This window comes from Pedobacter yulinensis, from assembly GCF_003029735.1.
GTDB classification, from domain to species: Bacteria; Bacteroidota; Bacteroidia; order Sphingobacteriales; family Sphingobacteriaceae; genus Pedobacter; species Pedobacter yulinensis.
Window position 1 is genome coordinate 1,305,095 of sequence record NZ_KZ686269.1, and the last position, 18,881, is coordinate 1,323,975.

Here is an 18,881-nt window from a genome sequence, read left to right on the forward strand (position 1 = left end):
AGCTTTCAGCCCCGGGTACTGAACCGGTCCCTAAAATAATTCACTCTGTGTAAGTGAAAGATAAAATTGTTTCTGTTTTTCGTCGAGTACGCTCAGGTCTGTTTCTCCGCGTCTCAGCAGGTTGACCATAGCCTGTATCTTGCCTTCCAGGTTCGAAAACCGGTTAATGACAACGACCTTGCTATGCTCGAGAACACACGAGCCTGATTTGAAGTTCCCTTTTTCATACCTGATCTTGTAACCTGATGCTGCAAAAAGCTGCTCCAGCTTTTCCAGCGTATGGTTGGTCATTGGCAAACTCATGAAAGCAAATGTAATAAAAAAGGTTTGCGGGTACGCCCACAAACCTTTTTCTAGCCAGTTAAATTGTGCTTACCGAAGGTCTACCACTTCCACACCAGGGTGTTTTTTTGCATCAAAGGCGAAAGCGGTTTCAGGCACTTTCACGTTTGGCGTGAATGAACGCACGTTATAGGTATAGGTGTTGCCGTTTTTATCGTAAAGCACGACGTTCGAAATCTGTTTTCCTGCTTTGTCTACTGTTAGTTTGATTTTTGAAAACGGCTTTCTGGCATCCAGGGCAACCAGGTCGATCAGTTCGTAAACTTTTGTGCCCAGCTTTTTCTGGCCTGTATAAGCGGGTTTAAACCCGCGCTCAAAAATCGTGAAGATTTTAGCCGGGTTCAAGGCATCGCTGCTGTTATCAGCATCGCTTACCTGTACTTCCTTATCATCTTTCAGGTATGTCCATTGGCTTTTACCGTCGCTGATCAGCTCCTGACCGGGCATGCTGACTTTGTATTTATTTGAATTCGCTTTAACCAGCAAAGTACCCTGCTGGGTTTGTTTTGCTTTGGTTTTGGCATTGGAGACAGTAAGAGTAAAGTCACTCTTGACAACGTCGTAAGAACGGTATTTTTTACTTACCTCTGCTAGAATCGCTTTTGCTTTTGTGTCTGACTGGGCCTGCAGGCCGGTTACCCCGGCTGCGATCAGGAGGGTCAGAATGATCTTCTTCATCTTTTAAATTTTCAGTTATTGAGGTTAGTCAAGAACTGTTCCAAAGCATATTCGTCAGGCAGCAGTACCTCACGGGCCTTGCTTCCTTCGAACGGCCCTACCACCCCTGCCGCTTCCAGTTGGTCAATGATGCGGCCGGCACGGTTGTATCCAAGCTTCAGCTTACGCTGTATCAGTGAGGTTGATCCCTGCTGGTGCAAGACGATAAGCCGCGCTGCATCTTCAAACATGGGGTCACGATCGTCGGGATCAAAGTCTTTGGCGCTGCTTTCTGCCGCCTCATCATGGTATTCAGGCAGCTGGTATGCCTCTGAGTACCCGCGCTGGTTGCCAATGTATTCTGAAACGCGGTCAACCTCTGGGGTATCAACGAAAGCACATTGGAGCCTGATCAGGTCGCTGCCGGTGGCGAGCAGCATATCGCCCCGGCCAATGAGCTGATCGGCCCCCCCGCTGTCCAGGATCGTGCGTGAATCGATTTTAGACAGCACCCTGAAAGCCAGACGCGCGGGGAAATTCGCTTTGATGGTACCCGTAATGATGTTCACCGAAGGCCGCTGCGTGGCCAGTACCAGGTGTACTCCGATGGCCCGGGCCAGCTGCGCCAGACGCGCAATCGGCGTTTCAACCTCTTTGCCGGCGGTCATCATGAGGTCAGCAAACTCATCGATGATCAGGACAATAAAAGGAAGGAATCGGTGTCCGTTGTTCGGATTCAGTTTCCTTTTTATGAATTTGTCATTGTATTCCTTCAGATTACGTACCTGTGCATCTTTAAGCAGGTCATAGCGCTGGTCCATTTCAATACAAAGTGAATTCAGTGTATTGATCACTTTTTTGGTATCGGTGATGATTGCATCGGCTTCACCGGGCAATTTGGCCAGGAAATGCCGCTCAATTTTATTGAATAGCGTCAGTTCCACCTTTTTAGGATCGACCAGTACAAATTTGAGCTGAGAAGGGTGCTTTTTATAAAGCAGTGAAACAAGGATCGAGTTGATGCCAACCGATTTACCCTGGCCTGTGGCCCCTGCAACGAGCAGGTGAGGCATCTTGGCGAGATCGGCAATGTAAACTTCGTTAGAAATGGTTTTGCCAAGTGCTATAGGCAGATCCATCGTGGTCTGCTGGAACTTCTCGGTCGCGAGTACGCTTCTCATGGCTACCATTTCCGGGTGCTGGTTGGGAACTTCAATCCCGATGGTACCCTTACCAGGCATGGGTGCAATGATACGGATACCCAGTGCAGCCAGCGAAAGCGCAATATCGTCTTCCAGGTTTTTAATTTTTGAAATCCGCACGCCCGGTGCCGGTATAATTTCATATAGCGTTACTGTCGGACCGATCGTAGCCTTGATCTTATCGATTTCAATGTTGTAGTGATTCAGCGTTTCGACAATCTTGTTCTTATTGGCCTCCAGTTCTTCGGCGTTTACTGATATTTTATTTGAGCCATAGTTTTCAAGCAGGTCCAGTGTCGGATACCGGTAGCTGGAAAGATCGAGCGTAGGGTCATAATTACCGAATTGCTCCACCAGGTCTTCAGCCTTGCGCTCTTCTTCAGACTTCTCTATGGTGAGTTCCGGCTCTGGCTTGTCTGGCTCGGGTATCGGGGTTACAGCCAGGGGCACCGGCTGGAAAACATTTTCTACAGGAGCCGCCGGTTCCGGCGCTTCAACAGGGAAATCAACTACAGTTTCTTCTGCCTCAAAACGGCCGGGCGTCAGCACCACGTTTTGCTCGCGACGCTTAACCGGCTCAGCCCTGGCACGCAAGGGGAACTCAACCGGTTCTGAACGCACTTCGTTTTCAAGCTCGATGTCGTCGCTTGTATCGGGGACAAAAGCCGGCCGTGCTTTCCTTTCAGGAAGTTTAAAGTCGATGTTATAAGCAACGATCAGCAGCGTAAGGAAAGCAAATGCAAGAACCCCGCCTACCCCTGCCGTACCAATCTGGGCGGCCAGCAACCTGTTGGTCCAGTAACCAAATTCACCTTCAATAAAATGCGGGGTATCTTTAAAAAAGCTTTGTGCAAAGCCGAGGAACACCGATATAAATATCAGGAAAAAAAAACTATAGGCCAGTGTTTTGCCCATTGGCAGCACCCGGACCTTAAAAAGCAGGCGGTATCCGGCCACAAAAAAAACGAACACAAAAAGAAAAGAAGCCAGGCCAAACCATTCATAGATAAATTGGTGAGACAGCAACGCGCCGACTTTGCCCAGCCAGTTTTGAACAACAGGCGTCGTTACGCCTGCATCTTTCAGTTCCTCGACCGTCCGGAACAAGTTACTCCAACCGCCATTGGCATCAATAACATAACTCTGGTCATCGCGCCAGGTAAACAGGTATGAGGTAAAAGCGCCCAGAAAATAAAAAGCCAGCAGCACAAGCAGCAGGCCGGCGATTTTAAACACGCGGCCGTCGTGCATATCAAGCTGGGGAAAGCTGATCGTTTTTTGCCGGGACCTGCCCGTTCCCCGCTCAGCCGTCCTATCGCCTGGGTTCTTGAAAGTATTGTTTCTGAATTGATTGCCCTTCAACGCCATTTTCTAAATTTAATGCCAGCAACAAATATAAAAGATATCCGCTGAACTGCTTACATCGATCAAATTATCCTGACCAGTAACTACCATCATAAAATTCCGTTAAACCTTTGGTTGCCATGCGAGTCAGATGTTTACAATAGCACCAATGAAGTTTCAGCCAATGAAACTAATTTTGTTTTAGGTTTTGTTCCGCCCGGTAAACCGGGCGGATTTTTTTTGCTGCACGCCGGATACCTACTCTTGCACTTTGTTTCTATATTTAACAAACCAAACACTGCTGCTTATGGACAATCCGATTGTCGAAAGCCTGATTGCTTCAGGAGATCGTGCAGGTCTGCAATCCCTCCTGATGAATCAGCCTGAACTGGCTACCCGTCAAACCTCATACGGTGTAAGCCCCCTGTTGCTGGCCTGTTATTATAAGCAGACCGCGTTGGCATCACTCCTGGCTGAGTTCAGCGGTCCGCTTAGTATATACGAGGCCGCCGCGATCGGCGATCTGTCTGCCCTGTCCGAGCTATTGTTCAGTGAACCCGGACTGGTAAACCGGCATTCGAGCGATGGGTTCACGGCCCTTGGCCTGGCCTGCTATTTTTGCAGGGAAGACGCAGTAAAAATTTTATTAAGCCGTGGTGCTGACTGCAACATTCCATCTGCAAATGGTTACGATGTTTACCCCCTACACTCGGCCGCCGCGGCTGGCGATACAGCCATTGCATCACTCCTGCTTCATGCCGGCGCAAACGTTAATGTGATACAACAGGCCGGGATGACGCCGCTGCATTCGGCGGCGGCAACAGGGAATATAGCCTTGATTATTTTACTCCTTGAATATGGCGCCCGGACAGACGCAAGAATGGAAGGTGGAAAACTACCAGCAGACCTGGCGCACGATGCCGGCCTTATCGAAATAGCGAAAATACTGGAAGACTAAAGGTCCCAGATACGGGTTCTAATTTTTCTCATGTACCGCCTTACATCCAGAACAAAAGCCGCCAGCACATAAAATACAATAGGGAAACCGACTGCCAGGAATGATGAATAAATAAAAAACAGCCGCACACGGCCAGTAGAAAGTTTCAGCCGCTCTGCGAGATACGTACAAACGCCGAAGCTTTGTTGCTCAAAATAGGTCACGATTCGCTGGAACATATCAAACGTTTTTTAACAGGTTGATTCCTATACTACAATGTACACATTTTTTTTCGTCGCACCAGTTTTTTTTCAACTCCAGAACGGCCTGCGAGAAGAAAGCATTGTCTATCTCCAGACCAGCCCCGCGGTAATGGCGCACAATGGCATTATTTTCGGGCTGAAGAAATTCAAGCAATTCAAGCCCGGCCTGTACGTAAATATCATTGTCTGTGTATCTGCCATAAACGAACAAAAACAGGGAAACTGTATTGATCAGTACATTTTCTATCGAATCTCTTCCCAGCTGGCTGCCTACCTGGCCGGCTGGTTTGCCAAAATGATAATGCGTTTTCCAGAACTCATGCATGTTGCTCCTGCCAAATACCGCAGCAATGTCTTCGGGCTTGCGTAACGCCAGGACAGCAGAAAACAGCGGTGCAGGCCGGTTGAGCAGGGCCGCAAACTGGGCAATGCGCAGCGAAGGAAAATTTTGCGGTCGCATGCGCATGAATTTCCACATAGATAAAGGCACTTTTTTCAGGCGGTATTTCTTCTGAAGGAATGAAAACTCATTGCGCAGTTTCAGCGGGTAGGTGTCTGTGCTGCGCAGGTGGTCGAGCATGCCTGCCACACCAAACAGCAGCGCTTCCATCTGAAAACGGTTGCCTCGGCAGCGGCCCAAAATGCGGTAAGGCATAAGCTGCGCTAGCAATTCGAAGGGCTGGGCGTTTATCTTGAAACCGAAATTCCTGGCTAAGAACCGATAAAAAGTCTCTTCCCAATCGCCGCGCAAGGCCGAAAGCACCTGCAGCACTTCTGACGATTTTTTCTCCATCCGCGCAACCAGCTGCCGCGTCAGTGCCGCCCTGACAACCGTTTTGCTTACTGCTGCAATGTTGCCTGCACATGGAAAATAGGCAGCAGACAGCTGGAGCCGGTTGTAACTGCTGACCAGTTGAAGCGGGATGTGGCCTGCAAGGGGCAAGACCGGCAGCGGGCTTCCGTCAGGCCGGCTGATCTCGCGGTCATGCTCGTAGACCACATGAAGAATGACATTGTTATATGATTTGTCTTGCTGATGTCCGTGCAGCAGCCAGTCTGAAGTTTTAAGATGAATTTCCACATCACCTACCCATAACGTGGCTCCGATGCGTACACGGGCCAAATTGAAATCCGGACCTGAGTTGTGTTGGTATGTTCCCGGGCTGATCACCTGAACACGTGCGCCATCGCAAACAAGCGCTACCGGATCATAGCGTCTGAAACGCCAGACATAATGAAGAAATTCTTCGGAAAAATCCATCCCCGAAGATAATTTTTATTACATAAGAAATAAAATTAATTTTTAGTTTATATCAGGTCGTGTTGGTGCAATATAACTTCCATCTCCTGCTGCACCTTTAGTGCCTCGGCCCGGGCCATCTCCGCAAAATCGGTCCCCTTGCCGGCGTAAATAATCTGGCGGGCAGAATTGACCAGCAGGCCGCATGTTTTGTTCAGTCCAAAACGACATACCTCGGCCAGACTGCCACCCTGTGCGCCAATGCCCGGTACCAGGAAGAAGCTATCAGGCGCCAGTGCACGCAAGCTTTCAAAGGCATCTGCCTTTGTTGCCCCGACAACATACATGATCTGCTCTGAATTGCCCCATTTTGAAGAGCGGGCAATGACTTCTTCGTATAACCTGTTTTTCCCGCCCACGTGCAAAGACTGGAAGTCTGTACTGCCTGCGTTGGAAGTCAGCGCGAGCAGGATAACCCATTTGTGCTCGTGGTTCAGAAAAGGCACGACAGAATCACTGCCCATGTAAGGGGCTACAGTGACGGCATCGAACCCCATGCCCGACCTTTCTTCGTTAAAAAAGGCGGCTGCATACATTTTTGATGTGTTGCCTATGTCGCCCCTTTTTGCATCTGCAATGGTAAAAAGGTCTTTGCTGAAGTAACTCCAGGTCTTCTGAAGGGAATTCCAGCCTTTTGTGCCATACATTTCATAAAAAGCCGTATTGGGTTTATAAGCTACGCAGAGGTCTTCGGTTGCATCGATGATTGCTTTATTAAATGAAAATATCGGATCTTCATCGTCGAGCAAGTGTTCTGGCAGGTTCTCAAGCACCGGATCCAGTCCGATACATAAAAAAGAGCGTTTCAGTTTGATTTGGTCGAAGAGTTGCGCCTTGGTCATAAACGGTGTTTTGGCTGCAAATATGCTGATTTTGCAGGCGTGTTTTATATAAAATGCTTTGTACGCTAGGTTATTTTTTTCAAACAATTTTAATTTTCTCTTGTAGATTACTTAACAAATCCATACAATTGCACCATAATTCTCAAAAGTTTGTCTGACCATCTCGGAAAAATCTAGCAATTTCAGCTTCCCAAAATAGCTTTAGCATTTTTTACCTTGTTCATCAGACAGAATAATTATTCAATTTTCTTGTAACACACAATTCAATGTTTAGCAAAACAGACCTAAATGATAAACTCACACCCGAGTTACGTGAGCTTGCCAAGTCGTTTGGTATCGAAAATGCCGATAAACTTCGAAAAATCGACCTGGTAGAAGGCATCATGTACTTTCAGCAACAGGCGGCAGCAACGCCGCAAGCTGCCCCCGAACCAGAACCGGAGGTTGCCGTTGCCACTCCGAAAGTGAGGGCATCCAGGCCAGAAAAAGCAGAAACAGCCGAAAAACCATCGCGCAAGCGGGCCAGGATCAGCAAAGATGCCGCTCCTGCCAAGTCGCCTGCTGATAGCGTTACCCTTTTTGAACAACCGGAACGGGAGGCGCGCACGGAAAGCCCTGCGGCACCTGTAGAAACAGATCCATATAAAGCGGCAGAAGAAGCCGCTGCAGCTGAACAACAGCGCAACCGGCACCAGCAGAAAGACGAAAGCCGCAACCACAATAAGAGCAACCAGAACCATCAGAATCAGGGAAAAAACGAGAACAGTTATTCCAACCTCGATTTCGACAATGTCATCACCAACGAGGGCGTGTTGGAGATCATGCCCGATGGTTATGGCTTCCTGCGATCGGCAGATTACAACTACCTGACCTCTCCCGATGATATTTATGTTTCGCAGTCACAGATCAAGTTATTTGGCCTGAAGACCGGCGACACGGTAAAAGGAAGTATCCGCCCGCCGAAAGAAGGCGAAAAATATTTCCCACTGGTTCGAGTGGAGACCATTAACGGCCGCCTGCCGGCAGATGTACGTGACCGCGTTCCTTTCGACTACCTGACCCCCCTTTTCCCAACTGAAAGACTGAACCTGTTTACAGATTCCAGCAACTATTCTACACGCATCATGGACCTGTTCACGCCAATTGGCAAAGGGCAGCGCGGTTTGATCGTTGCACAGCCGAAGACAGGAAAAACCAACCTCCTTAAAGAGGTTGCGAACTCGATAGCTAAAAACCACCCCGAGGTATATCTGATTATCCTGCTCATTGACGAGCGGCCTGAAGAAGTAACCGATATGGCGCGCAGTGTGCGTGCTGAAGTGATCTCTTCTACTTTCGACGAACCGGCAGACCGCCATGTAAAGATTGCCAATATTGTGCTTGAGAAAGCCAAACGGCTTGTTGAAAGCGGCCATGACGTGGTGATCCTGCTCGATTCGATTACCAGGCTGGCCAGGGCTTACAACACCGTTGCACCTGCGTCGGGTAAAATTCTTTCGGGTGGTGTCGATGCAAATGCATTACACAAACCAAAGAGATTTTTTGGTGCGGCACGTAACATTGAACGGGGTGGCTCACTGACCATTCTGGCTACCGCCCTGACCGATACGGGATCGAAAATGGACGAAGTTATTTTCGAAGAATTCAAGGGTACAGGTAACATGGAGCTGCAGCTTGACCGCAAGCTCTCCAACAAACGGATCTTCCCGGCTATCGACATTACCGCTTCGAGTACCCGCCGCGACGATCTGCTTCATGACCGCGACACGTTGCAGCGCGTCTGGATTCTGCGCAATCACCTTGCCGACATGAATGCCCAGGAGGCGATGGAGTTTGTCCAGGGGCAGATTAAAGGCACTAAAACCAACGAAGAGTTCCTGATTTCAATGAATTCATAAGCCAGCCACGGCAAACCGACATTAAAAGCCGGCAGTATTTGCCGGCTTTTTTTAATTTCGAGGCATGAAAAAACATATTCCCAACGCCCTGACCTGTGCCAATCTGGCGGCCGGATGCGTTGGCATCGTCCTGGCTTTTCGCGGCGAATTGCAAGCCAGCGCATATTGCGTGCTTATTTCTGGAATTTTCGATTTTTTTGATGGTTTCGCTGCACGGTTGCTTCGTGTGAAATCAGCCATCGGCAAGGAACTCGACTCGCTCGCTGATATGGTAAGTTTCGGATTCCTGCCGGGGGTTGTTATGTTTAAGTTGCTCGGCACGTCTGATTTCACATCACCGCTGTTGCCTTACTTTGGCTTTTTGATTACCATATTTTCAGCATTGCGGCTTGCGAAATTTAATATCGACGAACGACAAACTGAAGACTTTATAGGCCTGAATACCCCGATGAACACCTTGTTTATCGTTTCCCTGCCCTTTATCGCGGCCGACTACCCCCACCTGATCGGTTCGACCCTGCTCCTGCTGTCTATTGCGGTTGTGTGCAGCCTGCTGCTTGTTAGCGAACTCCGCATTTTTTCATTAAAAATGGGCTCGGTCTCCTGGAAAGACAACAAGTTCAAATACATCTTCCTGCTATTGTCAGCAGTTCTTTTGGCGGTGCTGCAGTTTGCAGCGGTACCGTTTGTACTTGTGTTGTACCTGGCATTTTCCCTCCTGCACTTCCGGAAAAAAAAGAGACTGGCATAAAAAAACCGGCAGCGCCGGTGAGATTTCGAAATCAGCCTTAAGAGCCAACCCTTTGTTCAAGCGCCCTTCGGGCTACGGCAAGCTGCTGGTACAGGACTTCGAGCATGGATTTAATCTCGTCAAGCGCGTGGGGCATCTTGTCCAGGTCCTCTCCATTCTTTGCATTGTTCTCCATCATTTGCATGTGGTTCTTGGCGTCATCACGGCCAACATAAATAAACGTTGGTTTGACCCGGTGCGCGTGCATAGACACTTTTGCCCAATCGTTTTCCTTCACGGCCTGTTCCAGTTCGGCAATGTAAACCGGAGTCTGAGACTTGAACAGGTCAATCATTTCAATCATGAACTCCGGGCTATCGCCGGCCATGTCGCTCAGGTAAGAAAGATCTACCGGCTGGGAATTTTTACTGGCATCTATCATAGAGACAAATCTATAGAATTAAATCTTTGTAACCGCAAGCGGGTCATCTATTTTTGCCAACATCTCTGTGACCGTAAAACCTGAAACCGGATGCCGTAGCTCCGGAGCGATTTCGGCCAGGGGTGCCAGGACGAATTTGCGGTTCTGAAGTTCTGGGTGAGGAATATGCAGTTTGCCCTCGATGGCCACAACCTCGTCATCATAGAAAATGATGTCAATATCAATGACGCGTTCGCCCCACTTTTCATGGCGCACCCGCCCCAGTTCCTGTTCAATAGACAGCACCTGCCCGAGCAACTGCAACGGCCCGAGCCTCGTTTGCAATGCTACCGCCAGGTTCAGGAAAGCCGGCTGATCGGTTTTCCCCCAAGCTGCCGTCTCGTAAGTAGATGATGTTGCGCTTACCACACCCGCCCGCTCCGCGATCATCGCAATGGCATTATGCAGGTGTTGCGGGCGGTCGCCCAGGTTACTTCCCAGTAACAAATACGCATTCTTGACGTCTGACAGCATGTAGGTCTCTGATCTATTTTTATACCTTTACAAAATAAATATTTAACTACCACATGAGAGCATTTTTTCGGACGCTTTTTGCAACAATACTGGGTTTCTTTATATCGATATTCCTCTTGTTTCTCGTTTTTTTCGTTATTATCGGAGTGATCATCAGTGCAGCAGACGATGAAAAGAGCGTCGAAGTCTCAAAAAACTCTGTGCTCTTTTTGAACCTTGACCAGGAGATCGGTGAACGCACCACCAAAAATCCACTGGCAAATGTTCCCGGCCTGGGTGGCGAAGGCTCAAAGAAACTCGGTTTTGCAGATGTGATCCGTGCGCTTAAAAAAGCGAAGACAGATGACAACATTCGCTGTGTTTACGTAAATGTAAGCGCGCCCAATGCCGGACTTGCCACCATGCGCGAGGTCAGGAATGCAATTCTCGATTTCCGCAGCAGTAAAAAACAGGTCATCGCCTATAGCGAGATCTATACACAAGGCGCGTATTACCTGGCCTCCGCTGCCGATAAGGTTTACCTCCATCCCGAGGGTACCCTTGAGCTGAAAGGCTTCAGTTCAGAACTTACTTTTTTCAAAGGAGCACTGGAAAAGCTTGGCATTGAAGCCCAGGTTATCCGGGTAGGGAATTACAAAAGCGCTGTAGAACCGTTCTTATACGACAAAATGAGCGACTACAACCGCAAGCAGGTCACAGCCTATGTTAACGGGCTTTACCAGACCTTTCTAGGCGATATTGCCACGGCAAGAAAATTGCAAAAAGACAGCCTGGCACAGATAGCCAACGAATTGCTGGTTCAGACACCTGCCGATGCCCTGCGCTTCAAAGTTGTAGATGCGCTCCGGTACAAAGACGAAGTGCTGAACGAGCTCAAGAAGCTCAGCGGAACCGCCGCCGACGAAACGATCAGTTCAGTAACCATTAACGATTATGCCCAGAATGCTGCCGAAAAAGCGGAGACCACAGACCGCGTCGCGGTCATCTATGCCAATGGCGATATCACCGGTGGCGAGGGCGATGACGAAACGATAGGCTCTGAACGCATTTCGCGAGCCATCAGGAAAGCAAGACAGGATAAAAAAGTTAAAGCGGTTGTCATCCGGGTAAACTCGCCCGGCGGCAGTGCGCTCGCCTCTGATGTGATTTGGCGCGAGGTGGTGCTGACCAGGAAAAGCAAACCGGTCATCGCTTCATTCGGTGATGTTGCCGCATCAGGTGGTTATTACATCGGCTGCGCGGCCGACAGCATCATCGTTCAGCCGAACACCATTACAGGCTCAATAGGCGTTTTCGGCATCATCCCCAACTTTCAGCGGCTGATGAATGAAAAACTCGGTGTTACTTTCGACGGCGTAAAGACAGGCAAATATGCTGACATCATGAGTACCAACCGCCCCATGACCCCGGCAGAACGCGCCATCATTCAGGCTGAGCTAAACCGGATTTATAAAGGCTTCGTTAAACGGGTTGCCGATGGCCGCAAAAAAACGACGGCTTATATTGATAGCATAGGCGGCGGACACGTTTGGGTGGGTACAGATGCCGTACGCATCGGACTTGCTGACCGTCTCGGCTCATTTCAGGATGCCATTGCTGCCGCGGGTAAGAAAGCAGGCCTTAAAAGCTACCGGGTGGTCGAATATCCTGAGATCATCAGTCCGCTGCAATCACTCCTTGACAACAGTACAGACAAGATCCGCACGGCCTGGATTAAAGAAGAACTGGGTGCACAGTACCCCGTATATCAACAGATTAGATCAATCACGAGCCGGTCGGGTATTCTGGCAAAAATGCCTTTCGAAGTAATGCTAAAATAAGCAAACGGCAAGCGGCTACCTGACCGGTTTCCATCCGGGTTTCAGCGTAAGATAACCATGCTGCATGGGCGTACTCCTGCGGTGCACAGTCAGCGCGAAGACCCGGCGTTTGCATACATCGAAAGCAATCCCTTGCTGCACGTCGTCGTAAACGACCAATGTATCGCCTCGGCGCATGTTTACCAGCCGCTGCACCTCGCGAACGGCAGGATATTGTTTCTTCATCTCTTCATAGGGAGAGCCAACGCCGATGCCCAGATCTGTCCGGTATTCTGGTGAAGTGACCCGGATCTGCCTGACCTCTTTCTTCACCATGCCACTGTCTGCATAAGCGGAAAACAGGTTAAGTTCATCGTCGTTCACCTGGCTGGTTGAGTCGGGATGATACCAGACTGACCAGGCCCTGCCCATGGCTGCGTCGCCTGCATCGGGCTTGCCCAACTTCTGGAAAATTTCCTGCATGTCGGTGCCGATGTCGAGCATGCCGACCGCAGCACCCGGTACGACGAGTTTTTGTTCGGGAATGTCGGCGACAGATACAGAATCCTTGCGGGAGGCCGCTGCGTCCAGCTGCTCGGCCTGTTTCTGCTTCGGCCTGGTGCAGGCCGTGCCCAGCACGAGGCCGAGCAGGCTCAGAAAAACATACTTTTTCATGAACATTGAACAGCCGGGTCGGCCAATCTGTTTTATCAACACCGTTGGCTGCGCAGCCGCTTTTTTCTATTTTAGCCGTATGGAGAACAAAGCCATTTCCCGCAGCCTGCGCACACTGTCTCAACTGATGGAACTGCACGAACAAAACCCGTTCAAGATCAGATCCGTCGCCAATGCCGCCTTCAAAGCTGACAAGCTGCCTTTCCGCCTTGATTCAAAAAGCGAAGAGGAACTGTCAAAGATTGATGGCATCGGGAAAAGTATTGCTTCGAAAATCAGTGAGCTGCTAACCACAGGAAGCATGCGCGAGATGGACGAACTGTTCGCGCTCACCCCTGCCGGTATCGTCGAAATGATGGGCATAAAGGGGATCGGTCCAAAAAAAATCGCCATCATCTGGCGAACACTGGGCATAGAAACGGTTGGTGAACTGTATTATGCCTGCAATGAGAACCGGCTGATTGAAGCGAAAGGTTTCGGCTTAAAAACCCAGGAAGAGATCAAAAAAGCCATTGAATTCAAACTTGCAGGAAACGGCCGGTTCTTGTATGCCCGGGCTGAGCCGGCAGCGACTGCCCTGCACCAGGCTTTGTCAGCATGGCTGCACCCGCTGGATGAGCATGCCCTTCTTGGCCTTGGCGGCGCTTTCAGGCGTTGCGACGAAGTGATTGACGGACTGGACTTTATCCTGGCTACCTCCCGCCGGGAAGAAGTAGAAAGCCGCCTGCCGCAATTTGAAGATGTTCCTCTGATCCCCGCCGGCGAAAGCCACTATGCGGGCCAGACGACAGATGGCATGCAGGTAAACCTCTTTTTCTGCGATCTGCGTGATTTTTATATTGAATATTTCAGGAAAACGGGCAGTGCGGCACATGTTGAAGCGGTGCTGAGCCGCGTTGCCGCCCGGCATTTTGAAAATGAAGCAGCGATTTACGCGGCAGCCGGGCTGGCCTTCGTAGCTCCAGAACTGCGCGAAGACGATACGTACCTTAGCCAGGCAGAAGCCGGTAACCTGCCTGAACTGATCCGGCTCGAGGATCTGAAGGGCTCAATTCACAACCACTCTACCTGGAGCGACGGCGTGCACAGCCTGGAAGAAATGGCTGTCTTTTGCCGCGATGTACTCAAACTGGAATACCTGGGCATTTCTGACCACTCAAGGACCGCCGTTTATGCACATGGATTGTACGAAGAGCGTGTGGCCGCGCAGCACCTGGAAATTGAAGCCCTGAACGCCCGCCTGGAAGGTTTCAAAATTTTCAAAGGCATTGAGAGCGACATTTTAAGCGATGGCGCGCTGGATTATCCTGATGACGTACTGAAAACCTTTGACTTTGTTGTTGCATCGATACACAGCAACCTGAAAATGGACGAGCAAAAGGCCACCCAGCGGCTCATTAAGGCAATTGAGAACCCATACACCACCATTCTTGGTCACCCTACCGGCCGCCTGCTCCTTACGCGATCAGGTTACCCGGTTGATTACAGAAAAATCATTGATGCCTGTGCGGCAAACGGCGTAGTGATTGAGATCAATTCCAACCCGCTTCGGCTCGACCTGGACTGGCGCTGGCACCGGTACGCGCTGGACCGCGGCGTCATGCTATCCATTAATCCCGATGCCCACCGGAACGAGGGGTTTCATGACATGCGTTATGGCGTACTGGTTGGCCGCAAAGGCGGCCTGAGCAAAACCGCCTGTCTGAATGCACTGAACCGATCTGAGATCGAAGCCTATTTTAACGATCGGAAAAGCCGCATTTAAGCGGCCAGGATCGCTTCTATAGCTTCGAGTTCGGCCGCACTGAAATCGATGTTGTGCATACAGGCTACCGATTCGGCAATCTGTTCAGGCCGGCTTGCACCGATCAGCACCGAGGTGACCCGTTCGTCTTTAAGCAGCCATGAGAGTGCCATTTGGGCCAGTTTCTGGTTTCGCTGTACCGCAATTTCATTCAGCCGCGTCGCCTTTTCAACACTGGCTGGTGTGATGTGGCTCTCGTTGAGAAATTGACCACTCGTGGCAACGCGCGAATCTGCCGGGATACCGTGCAGGTACTTATCCGTCAGAAGACCTTGTGCAAGCGGAGAAAAAGGGATACAGCCTACACCTTCGCGGCCGAGCAGGTCCATCAGTCCCCCTTCTGCCCAGCGTTCAAACATGGAGTATTTGGGCTGGTGAATGAGACAGGGTGTGCCCAGCGAATTCAGGATTTGAATTGCCCTTTCTGCTTCGGGAGCTGCATAATTTGAAATCCCGACATACAGCGCCTTGCCTTGCCTCACGATCAGGTCAAGAGCAGCCATGGTTTCCTCGAGCGGGGTCTGGGGATCTGGCCTGTGGTGATAAAAGATATCGACATAATCGAGCTTCATGCGTTTCAGGCTCTGGTCAAGGCTGGATACCAGGTATTTCTTCGAGCCCCAGTCACCGTAAGGTCCGTCCCACATGGTGTAACCCGCTTTTGAGGAAATGATGAGCTCATCGCGATAATTCGAAAAATCTTTTTCCAATATACGGCCAAAGTTCTCTTCTGCCGAGCCCGGAGGCGGCCCGTAGTTATTGGCCAGATCAAAGTGTGTTACGCCAAGGTTGAACGCCGTATGAACCATGGCACGGCCGTTTTCGAAATTATTTACTCCCCCGAAGTTGTGCCACAGGCCAAGTGACAGTGCCGGAAGTTTCAATCCGCTGTTCCCGCAGCGGCGGTATTGCATATCAGTATAACGGCCAGGGTTAGGCAAGTAGGTCATGGTTCAGGGTTTTTGGTAGCGCAAACTTACCAAAATTTGCCAAGCGGCAAAACTGTATTGGTACCAGTCCTGGCAAGCCCATAAGCCTTTTAAAACATTCGACTGCGAATCCTGTTTAAAATCAAGCAAACTCTATGAAATGAAGGATTTCCCGCTCACCGTAAAACGCGCTATTGAACTTCTCGGACTGCTGGCCATCGGCACGGTCCTGGTCATCGGCAACCACATCATCATGCCGGTTCTTATGGCTTTTTTTATCAGCATCATGCTCTTGCCGATGTTCAGGTTCCTGAAGCGAAAAAAGTTTCCCGAGGTCCTGGCCATTGTGCTTCCGATCCTGCTTGTTGCCATCGTCTTTGGCGGTCTGGGTTGGTTTTTTTCTTCGCAGTTGGGCATACTGGCTCAGGACTTTCCGCAGATTAAAAAGAATGTCACGCTGCACATCAATTCATTAAGTACCTGGATCGAAAACCTGACCAATTATTCAACGACCGAGCAACGGAAGTTCCTCGACGAGAAAAGCAATGACCTGCTGAACATGGCAGGCGGACTTGCGGGCGGCGCGGCCAGTTCCGTTTCGTCTACATTCGTATTTATCGGCTTGTTGCCTATATACATTTACCTGATGCTGTTCTACAAGGATATACTTTTGCGCTTTATTTTTATGTGGTTTAAGGTTGAGCAGCATGATAAAGTAAAAGAAGCTATATACGAGACTGAATCGATTATCAAAAGTTACCTGGTCGGGCTGCTGATCCAGGTTACGTATATGACGATACTCCTGGGTGGTATTTTGCTTATTATCGGCATCAAACATGCGCTGCTGATCGGCGTAATCTTTGCGCTGCTGAATCTTATTCCATACGTTGGTGCCCTGATCGGGAATATAATCGGGGTGTTGATTACCCTGGCCTCTTCCCAGGAGCTCTGGCCGGTTGTCACTGTACTTGCCGTCATTGCATTCGTGCAGTTTCTCGACAACAACATTTTAATGCCGCGCATTGTAGGCTCGAAAGTTAAGATCAATGCCCTCTTTGCCATTTTGGGCGTGTTTATAGGCGGCAGCATAGCTGGTGTTTCGGGGATGTTCCTGGCCCTGCCAATTATTGCCGTGCTGAAGATTATTTTCGACCGTTCAGACATGTTCAAGCAATGGGGTGTTTTGTTAGGCGACGAGCGCCCGGCAAGAAGCCCTATGACTTTTCCGACCTTCAGGAAGAAAAAACCCATTCCTACAAAATCGGGTGACGTGCCGAAAACCGGCGAAAAATAGGCAGGCTTTGGCCATGTAACAACAGTTCAGACGGTTTCGTAAGCATACCTCAGCGACAGCAGAACAGACAGAGCCGCCAGAACGGGTCTGCATTTGACTGAGGATAAAAAACTGGCTGATTACATTCTCTCAGGCACGGTAATACCCAGCAGGCTCATGCCTTGTCTGAGCACATCGCCGGTTACCCTGCAGATATTCAGCCTGAACTGTTTCTGTGCACCTGCCTCTGTTTTCACGATCGGCGGGATCTCATGATAAAATTTATTGAAGCCTTTTGCCAGCTCAAAAAGGTAGTTCGCCATGACCGCCGGACTGTGCGTTGCTGCAGCCTCCCTGATCTGGGCGGGGTACTTGCCAAGCATCATGACCATGTCCAGTTCCGTGTCAGATAATTCAACGCCGGCAGCGTCGCCACCAGGCTGGTAAGCTGCCTTAGCAAGCAGGGACCGGATGCGGGCATGGGTATACTGAATAAATGGCCCGGTGTGGCCCTGAAAATCGATCGATTCGTTCGGGTCAAAAAGTAACCGTTTCTTCGGTTCTACTTTCAGCAGGAAATATTTCAATGCGCCAAGACCGATGTTGCGGTAAAGCGCATTTTTATCTTCTTCAGGAAAGTCGTTTGTCTTGCCTAATTCCTCTGTCTTAGACTTCGCCGTGCGGATCATTTCGCCTATGAGGTCGTCTGCGTCGACAACCGTGCCTTCGCGCGATTTCATTTTTCCGCTGGGCAGGTCTACCATGCCATAAGACAGGTGGTACAGGCCTTTTGCCCAGGGTTTACCCAGTTTTTCGAGGATCAGGAACAGTACCTTAAAATGATAATCCTGTTCATTGCCGACTACGTAAATGGATTCATCCATCTGGTAGTCGTCCTGCTTCATCTGGGCGGTACCCAAATCCTGCGTAATATAAACGGAAGTGCCATCTGCCCGCAGCACCAATTTTTCGTCAAGCCCTTCGGCCGTCAGGTCAATCCAGACAGACCCATCGTCCTTACGGAAGAAGACGCCTTTCTCCAGGCCCTCTTCTACTGTATCCTTGCCGAGCAGGTAAGTATTGCTTTCGTAATAAAAACGGTCAAAGTCTACGCCCAGATTGGCATAGGTAACGCCAAAGCCTTCATATACCCATCCATTCATTTTTTCCCAGAGTGCAATGACCCCGGCATCGCCCGCTTCCCATTGCTGGAGCATCTGTTGCGCCTCGACGATAAGCGGCGCGCTTTTTTTTGCCTGTTCTTCAGTTTGTCCCTGATCCATCAGGGCTTTGATTTCCTTTTTATATTCGGCGTCAAAAACGACGTAGTACTTACCAACGAGGTGGTCGCCTTTCATCCCAGAGTTTTCCGGCGTTTCGCCATTGCCCCATTTTTGCCAGGCCAGCATGGACTTACAGATGTGTATACCCCGGTCGTTGACCAGGTTTACCTTAATGACCTCGTAACCGCTCGCTTTAAGCAGCTCGGCGACCGAGTAGCCCAGCAGGTTATTGCGCACGTGGCCCAGGTGCAGAGGTTTATTGGTATTGGGCGAGGAATATTCGACCATGACCTTTTTGCCGTTCGGGGCAATGCGGCCAAAGCCGGTTCCCAGGATCTCTTCATGAAACACACGCAGGAAGTACTGCTGATCAAGTACCAGGTTCAGGAAACCTTTAACAACATTAAAAGCCGCCACTTCAGCTACATTCGCCTGCAGGTATTTCCCGATATCTTCAGCCGTTTCGGCCGGGTTTTTCTTCGAATACCTGACGATGGGAAAAGCGACAATCGTAACCTGACCTTCAAATTCCTTCCGGGTCTCCTGCAAAGAAATCACATCTGCTGGAACCTGGGTTCCGTACAGTTCCTCGATGGCCTTCCGGGCCGCCGCAACGATAAAATCCATGCGGCAAAAATAGCTATCGGC

17 protein-coding genes are annotated in these 18,881 nt (G+C 49.9%); 6 read left to right on the top strand and 11 right to left on the bottom strand.

Annotation, left to right across the window (positions count from 1 at the left end):
* Nucleotides 1–30: 30 nt before the first annotated feature.
* The 3 genes from C7T94_RS13150 to C7T94_RS13160 form a co-directional block, all read right to left on the bottom strand.
* Nucleotides 31–303 (bottom strand): hypothetical protein, encoded by a 273-nt coding sequence (locus C7T94_RS13150; protein ID WP_107215754.1) that lies wholly within the window; start codon nt 301–303, stop codon nt 31–33.
* A 69-nt stretch (nt 304–372) separates the two neighbouring features.
* Nucleotides 373–1,020: an outer membrane lipoprotein periplasmic chaperone LolA1 gene (locus C7T94_RS13155; RefSeq protein ID WP_107215755.1), complete on the bottom strand. Its 648-nt coding sequence runs from the start codon at nt 1,018–1,020 to the stop codon at nt 373–375.
* A gap of 11 nt (nt 1,021–1,031) precedes the next feature.
* Complete coding sequence (locus C7T94_RS13160; protein ID WP_107215756.1) at nt 1,032–3,569, bottom strand: DNA translocase FtsK; 2,538 nt, start codon at nt 3,567–3,569, stop codon at nt 1,032–1,034.
* 283 nt (nt 3,570–3,852) lie between these two features.
* On the opposite strand from C7T94_RS13160, the gene C7T94_RS13165 reads away from it, so the two are divergent.
* A complete protein-coding gene (locus C7T94_RS13165; protein ID WP_107215757.1) occupies nt 3,853–4,503 on the top strand; it encodes an ankyrin repeat domain-containing protein in 651 nt (216 codons plus the stop codon).
* Here C7T94_RS13165 and C7T94_RS13170 read toward each other — a convergent pair.
* The 3 genes from C7T94_RS13170 to pyrF are packed head-to-tail and all read right to left on the bottom strand — an operon-like array spanning nt 4,500 to nt 6,887.
* A complete protein-coding gene (locus C7T94_RS13170) occupies nt 4,500–4,721 on the bottom strand; it encodes a PspC domain-containing protein (RefSeq protein ID WP_107215758.1) in 222 nt (73 codons plus the stop codon). The genes C7T94_RS13165 and C7T94_RS13170 overlap by 4 nt on opposite strands.
* Before the next feature lies 1 nt (nt 4,722).
* Nucleotides 4,723–6,006 (bottom strand): DUF2851 family protein, encoded by a 1,284-nt coding sequence (locus C7T94_RS13175; RefSeq protein WP_107215759.1) that lies wholly within the window; start codon nt 6,004–6,006, stop codon nt 4,723–4,725.
* A 47-nt stretch (nt 6,007–6,053) separates the two neighbouring features.
* A complete protein-coding gene (gene pyrF, locus C7T94_RS13180; protein ID WP_107216118.1) occupies nt 6,054–6,887 on the bottom strand; it encodes an orotidine-5'-phosphate decarboxylase in 834 nt (277 codons plus the stop codon).
* A 266-nt stretch (nt 6,888–7,153) separates the two neighbouring features.
* Between pyrF and rho the strand changes: the two genes are divergently transcribed.
* Together rho and pssA are read left to right on the top strand one after the other, a co-directional pair.
* A complete protein-coding gene (gene rho / locus C7T94_RS13185) occupies nt 7,154–8,785 on the top strand; it encodes a transcription termination factor Rho (RefSeq protein ID WP_107215760.1) in 1,632 nt (543 codons plus the stop codon).
* Between the two features lie 64 nt (nt 8,786–8,849).
* Complete coding sequence (gene pssA / locus C7T94_RS13190) at nt 8,850–9,536, top strand: CDP-diacylglycerol--serine O-phosphatidyltransferase (protein ID WP_107215761.1); 687 nt, start codon at nt 8,850–8,852, stop codon at nt 9,534–9,536.
* A gap of 37 nt (nt 9,537–9,573) precedes the next feature.
* Here the strand turns inward: pssA and C7T94_RS13195 are convergent, their stop codons facing one another.
* Nucleotides 9,574–9,957 (bottom strand): Hpt domain-containing protein, encoded by a 384-nt coding sequence (locus C7T94_RS13195; protein ID WP_107215762.1) that lies wholly within the window; start codon nt 9,955–9,957, stop codon nt 9,574–9,576.
* A gap of 18 nt (nt 9,958–9,975) precedes the next feature.
* Nucleotides 9,976–10,470 (bottom strand): 2-amino-4-hydroxy-6-hydroxymethyldihydropteridine diphosphokinase, encoded by a 495-nt coding sequence (gene folK / locus C7T94_RS13200; protein ID WP_107215763.1) that lies wholly within the window; start codon nt 10,468–10,470, stop codon nt 9,976–9,978.
* A gap of 53 nt (nt 10,471–10,523) precedes the next feature.
* Here folK and sppA point away from each other — a divergent pair, with 53 nt between their 5' ends.
* Entirely contained in the window at nt 10,524–12,290 is a 1,767-nt protein-coding gene (gene sppA / locus C7T94_RS13205) for a signal peptide peptidase SppA (protein WP_107215764.1), read from the top strand.
* Between the two features lie 15 nt (nt 12,291–12,305).
* Here sppA and C7T94_RS13210 read toward each other — a convergent pair whose 3' ends face one another.
* The gene (locus tag C7T94_RS13210; RefSeq protein ID WP_107215765.1) at nt 12,306–12,944 is read right to left on the bottom strand and encodes a hypothetical protein; all 639 of its coding nucleotides are present in this window, start codon (nt 12,942–12,944) and stop codon (nt 12,306–12,308) included.
* Between C7T94_RS13210 and C7T94_RS13215 the strand changes: the two genes are divergently transcribed.
* Nucleotides 12,943–14,709: a helix-hairpin-helix domain-containing protein gene (locus C7T94_RS13215; RefSeq protein ID WP_317046922.1), complete on the top strand. Its 1,767-nt coding sequence runs from the start codon at nt 12,943–12,945 to the stop codon at nt 14,707–14,709. The two genes, C7T94_RS13210 and C7T94_RS13215, sit on opposite strands and share 2 nt — an antisense overlap.
* On the opposite strand, the gene mgrA is transcribed toward C7T94_RS13215, so the two are convergent.
* Complete coding sequence (gene mgrA, locus C7T94_RS13220; RefSeq protein WP_107215766.1) at nt 14,706–15,698, bottom strand: L-glyceraldehyde 3-phosphate reductase; 993 nt, start codon at nt 15,696–15,698, stop codon at nt 14,706–14,708. The two genes, C7T94_RS13215 and mgrA, sit on opposite strands and share 4 nt — an antisense overlap.
* 139 nt (nt 15,699–15,837) lie before the next feature.
* Between mgrA and C7T94_RS13225 the strand changes: the two genes are divergently transcribed.
* A complete protein-coding gene (locus C7T94_RS13225) occupies nt 15,838–16,971 on the top strand; it encodes an AI-2E family transporter (RefSeq protein WP_107215767.1) in 1,134 nt (377 codons plus the stop codon).
* A gap of 119 nt (nt 16,972–17,090) precedes the next feature.
* Here C7T94_RS13225 and argS read toward each other — a convergent pair whose 3' ends face one another.
* Nucleotides 17,091–18,860: an arginine--tRNA ligase gene (gene argS, locus C7T94_RS13230; RefSeq protein ID WP_107215768.1), complete on the bottom strand. Its 1,770-nt coding sequence runs from the start codon at nt 18,858–18,860 to the stop codon at nt 17,091–17,093.
* Between the last annotated feature and the right edge of the window lie 21 nt (nt 18,861–18,881).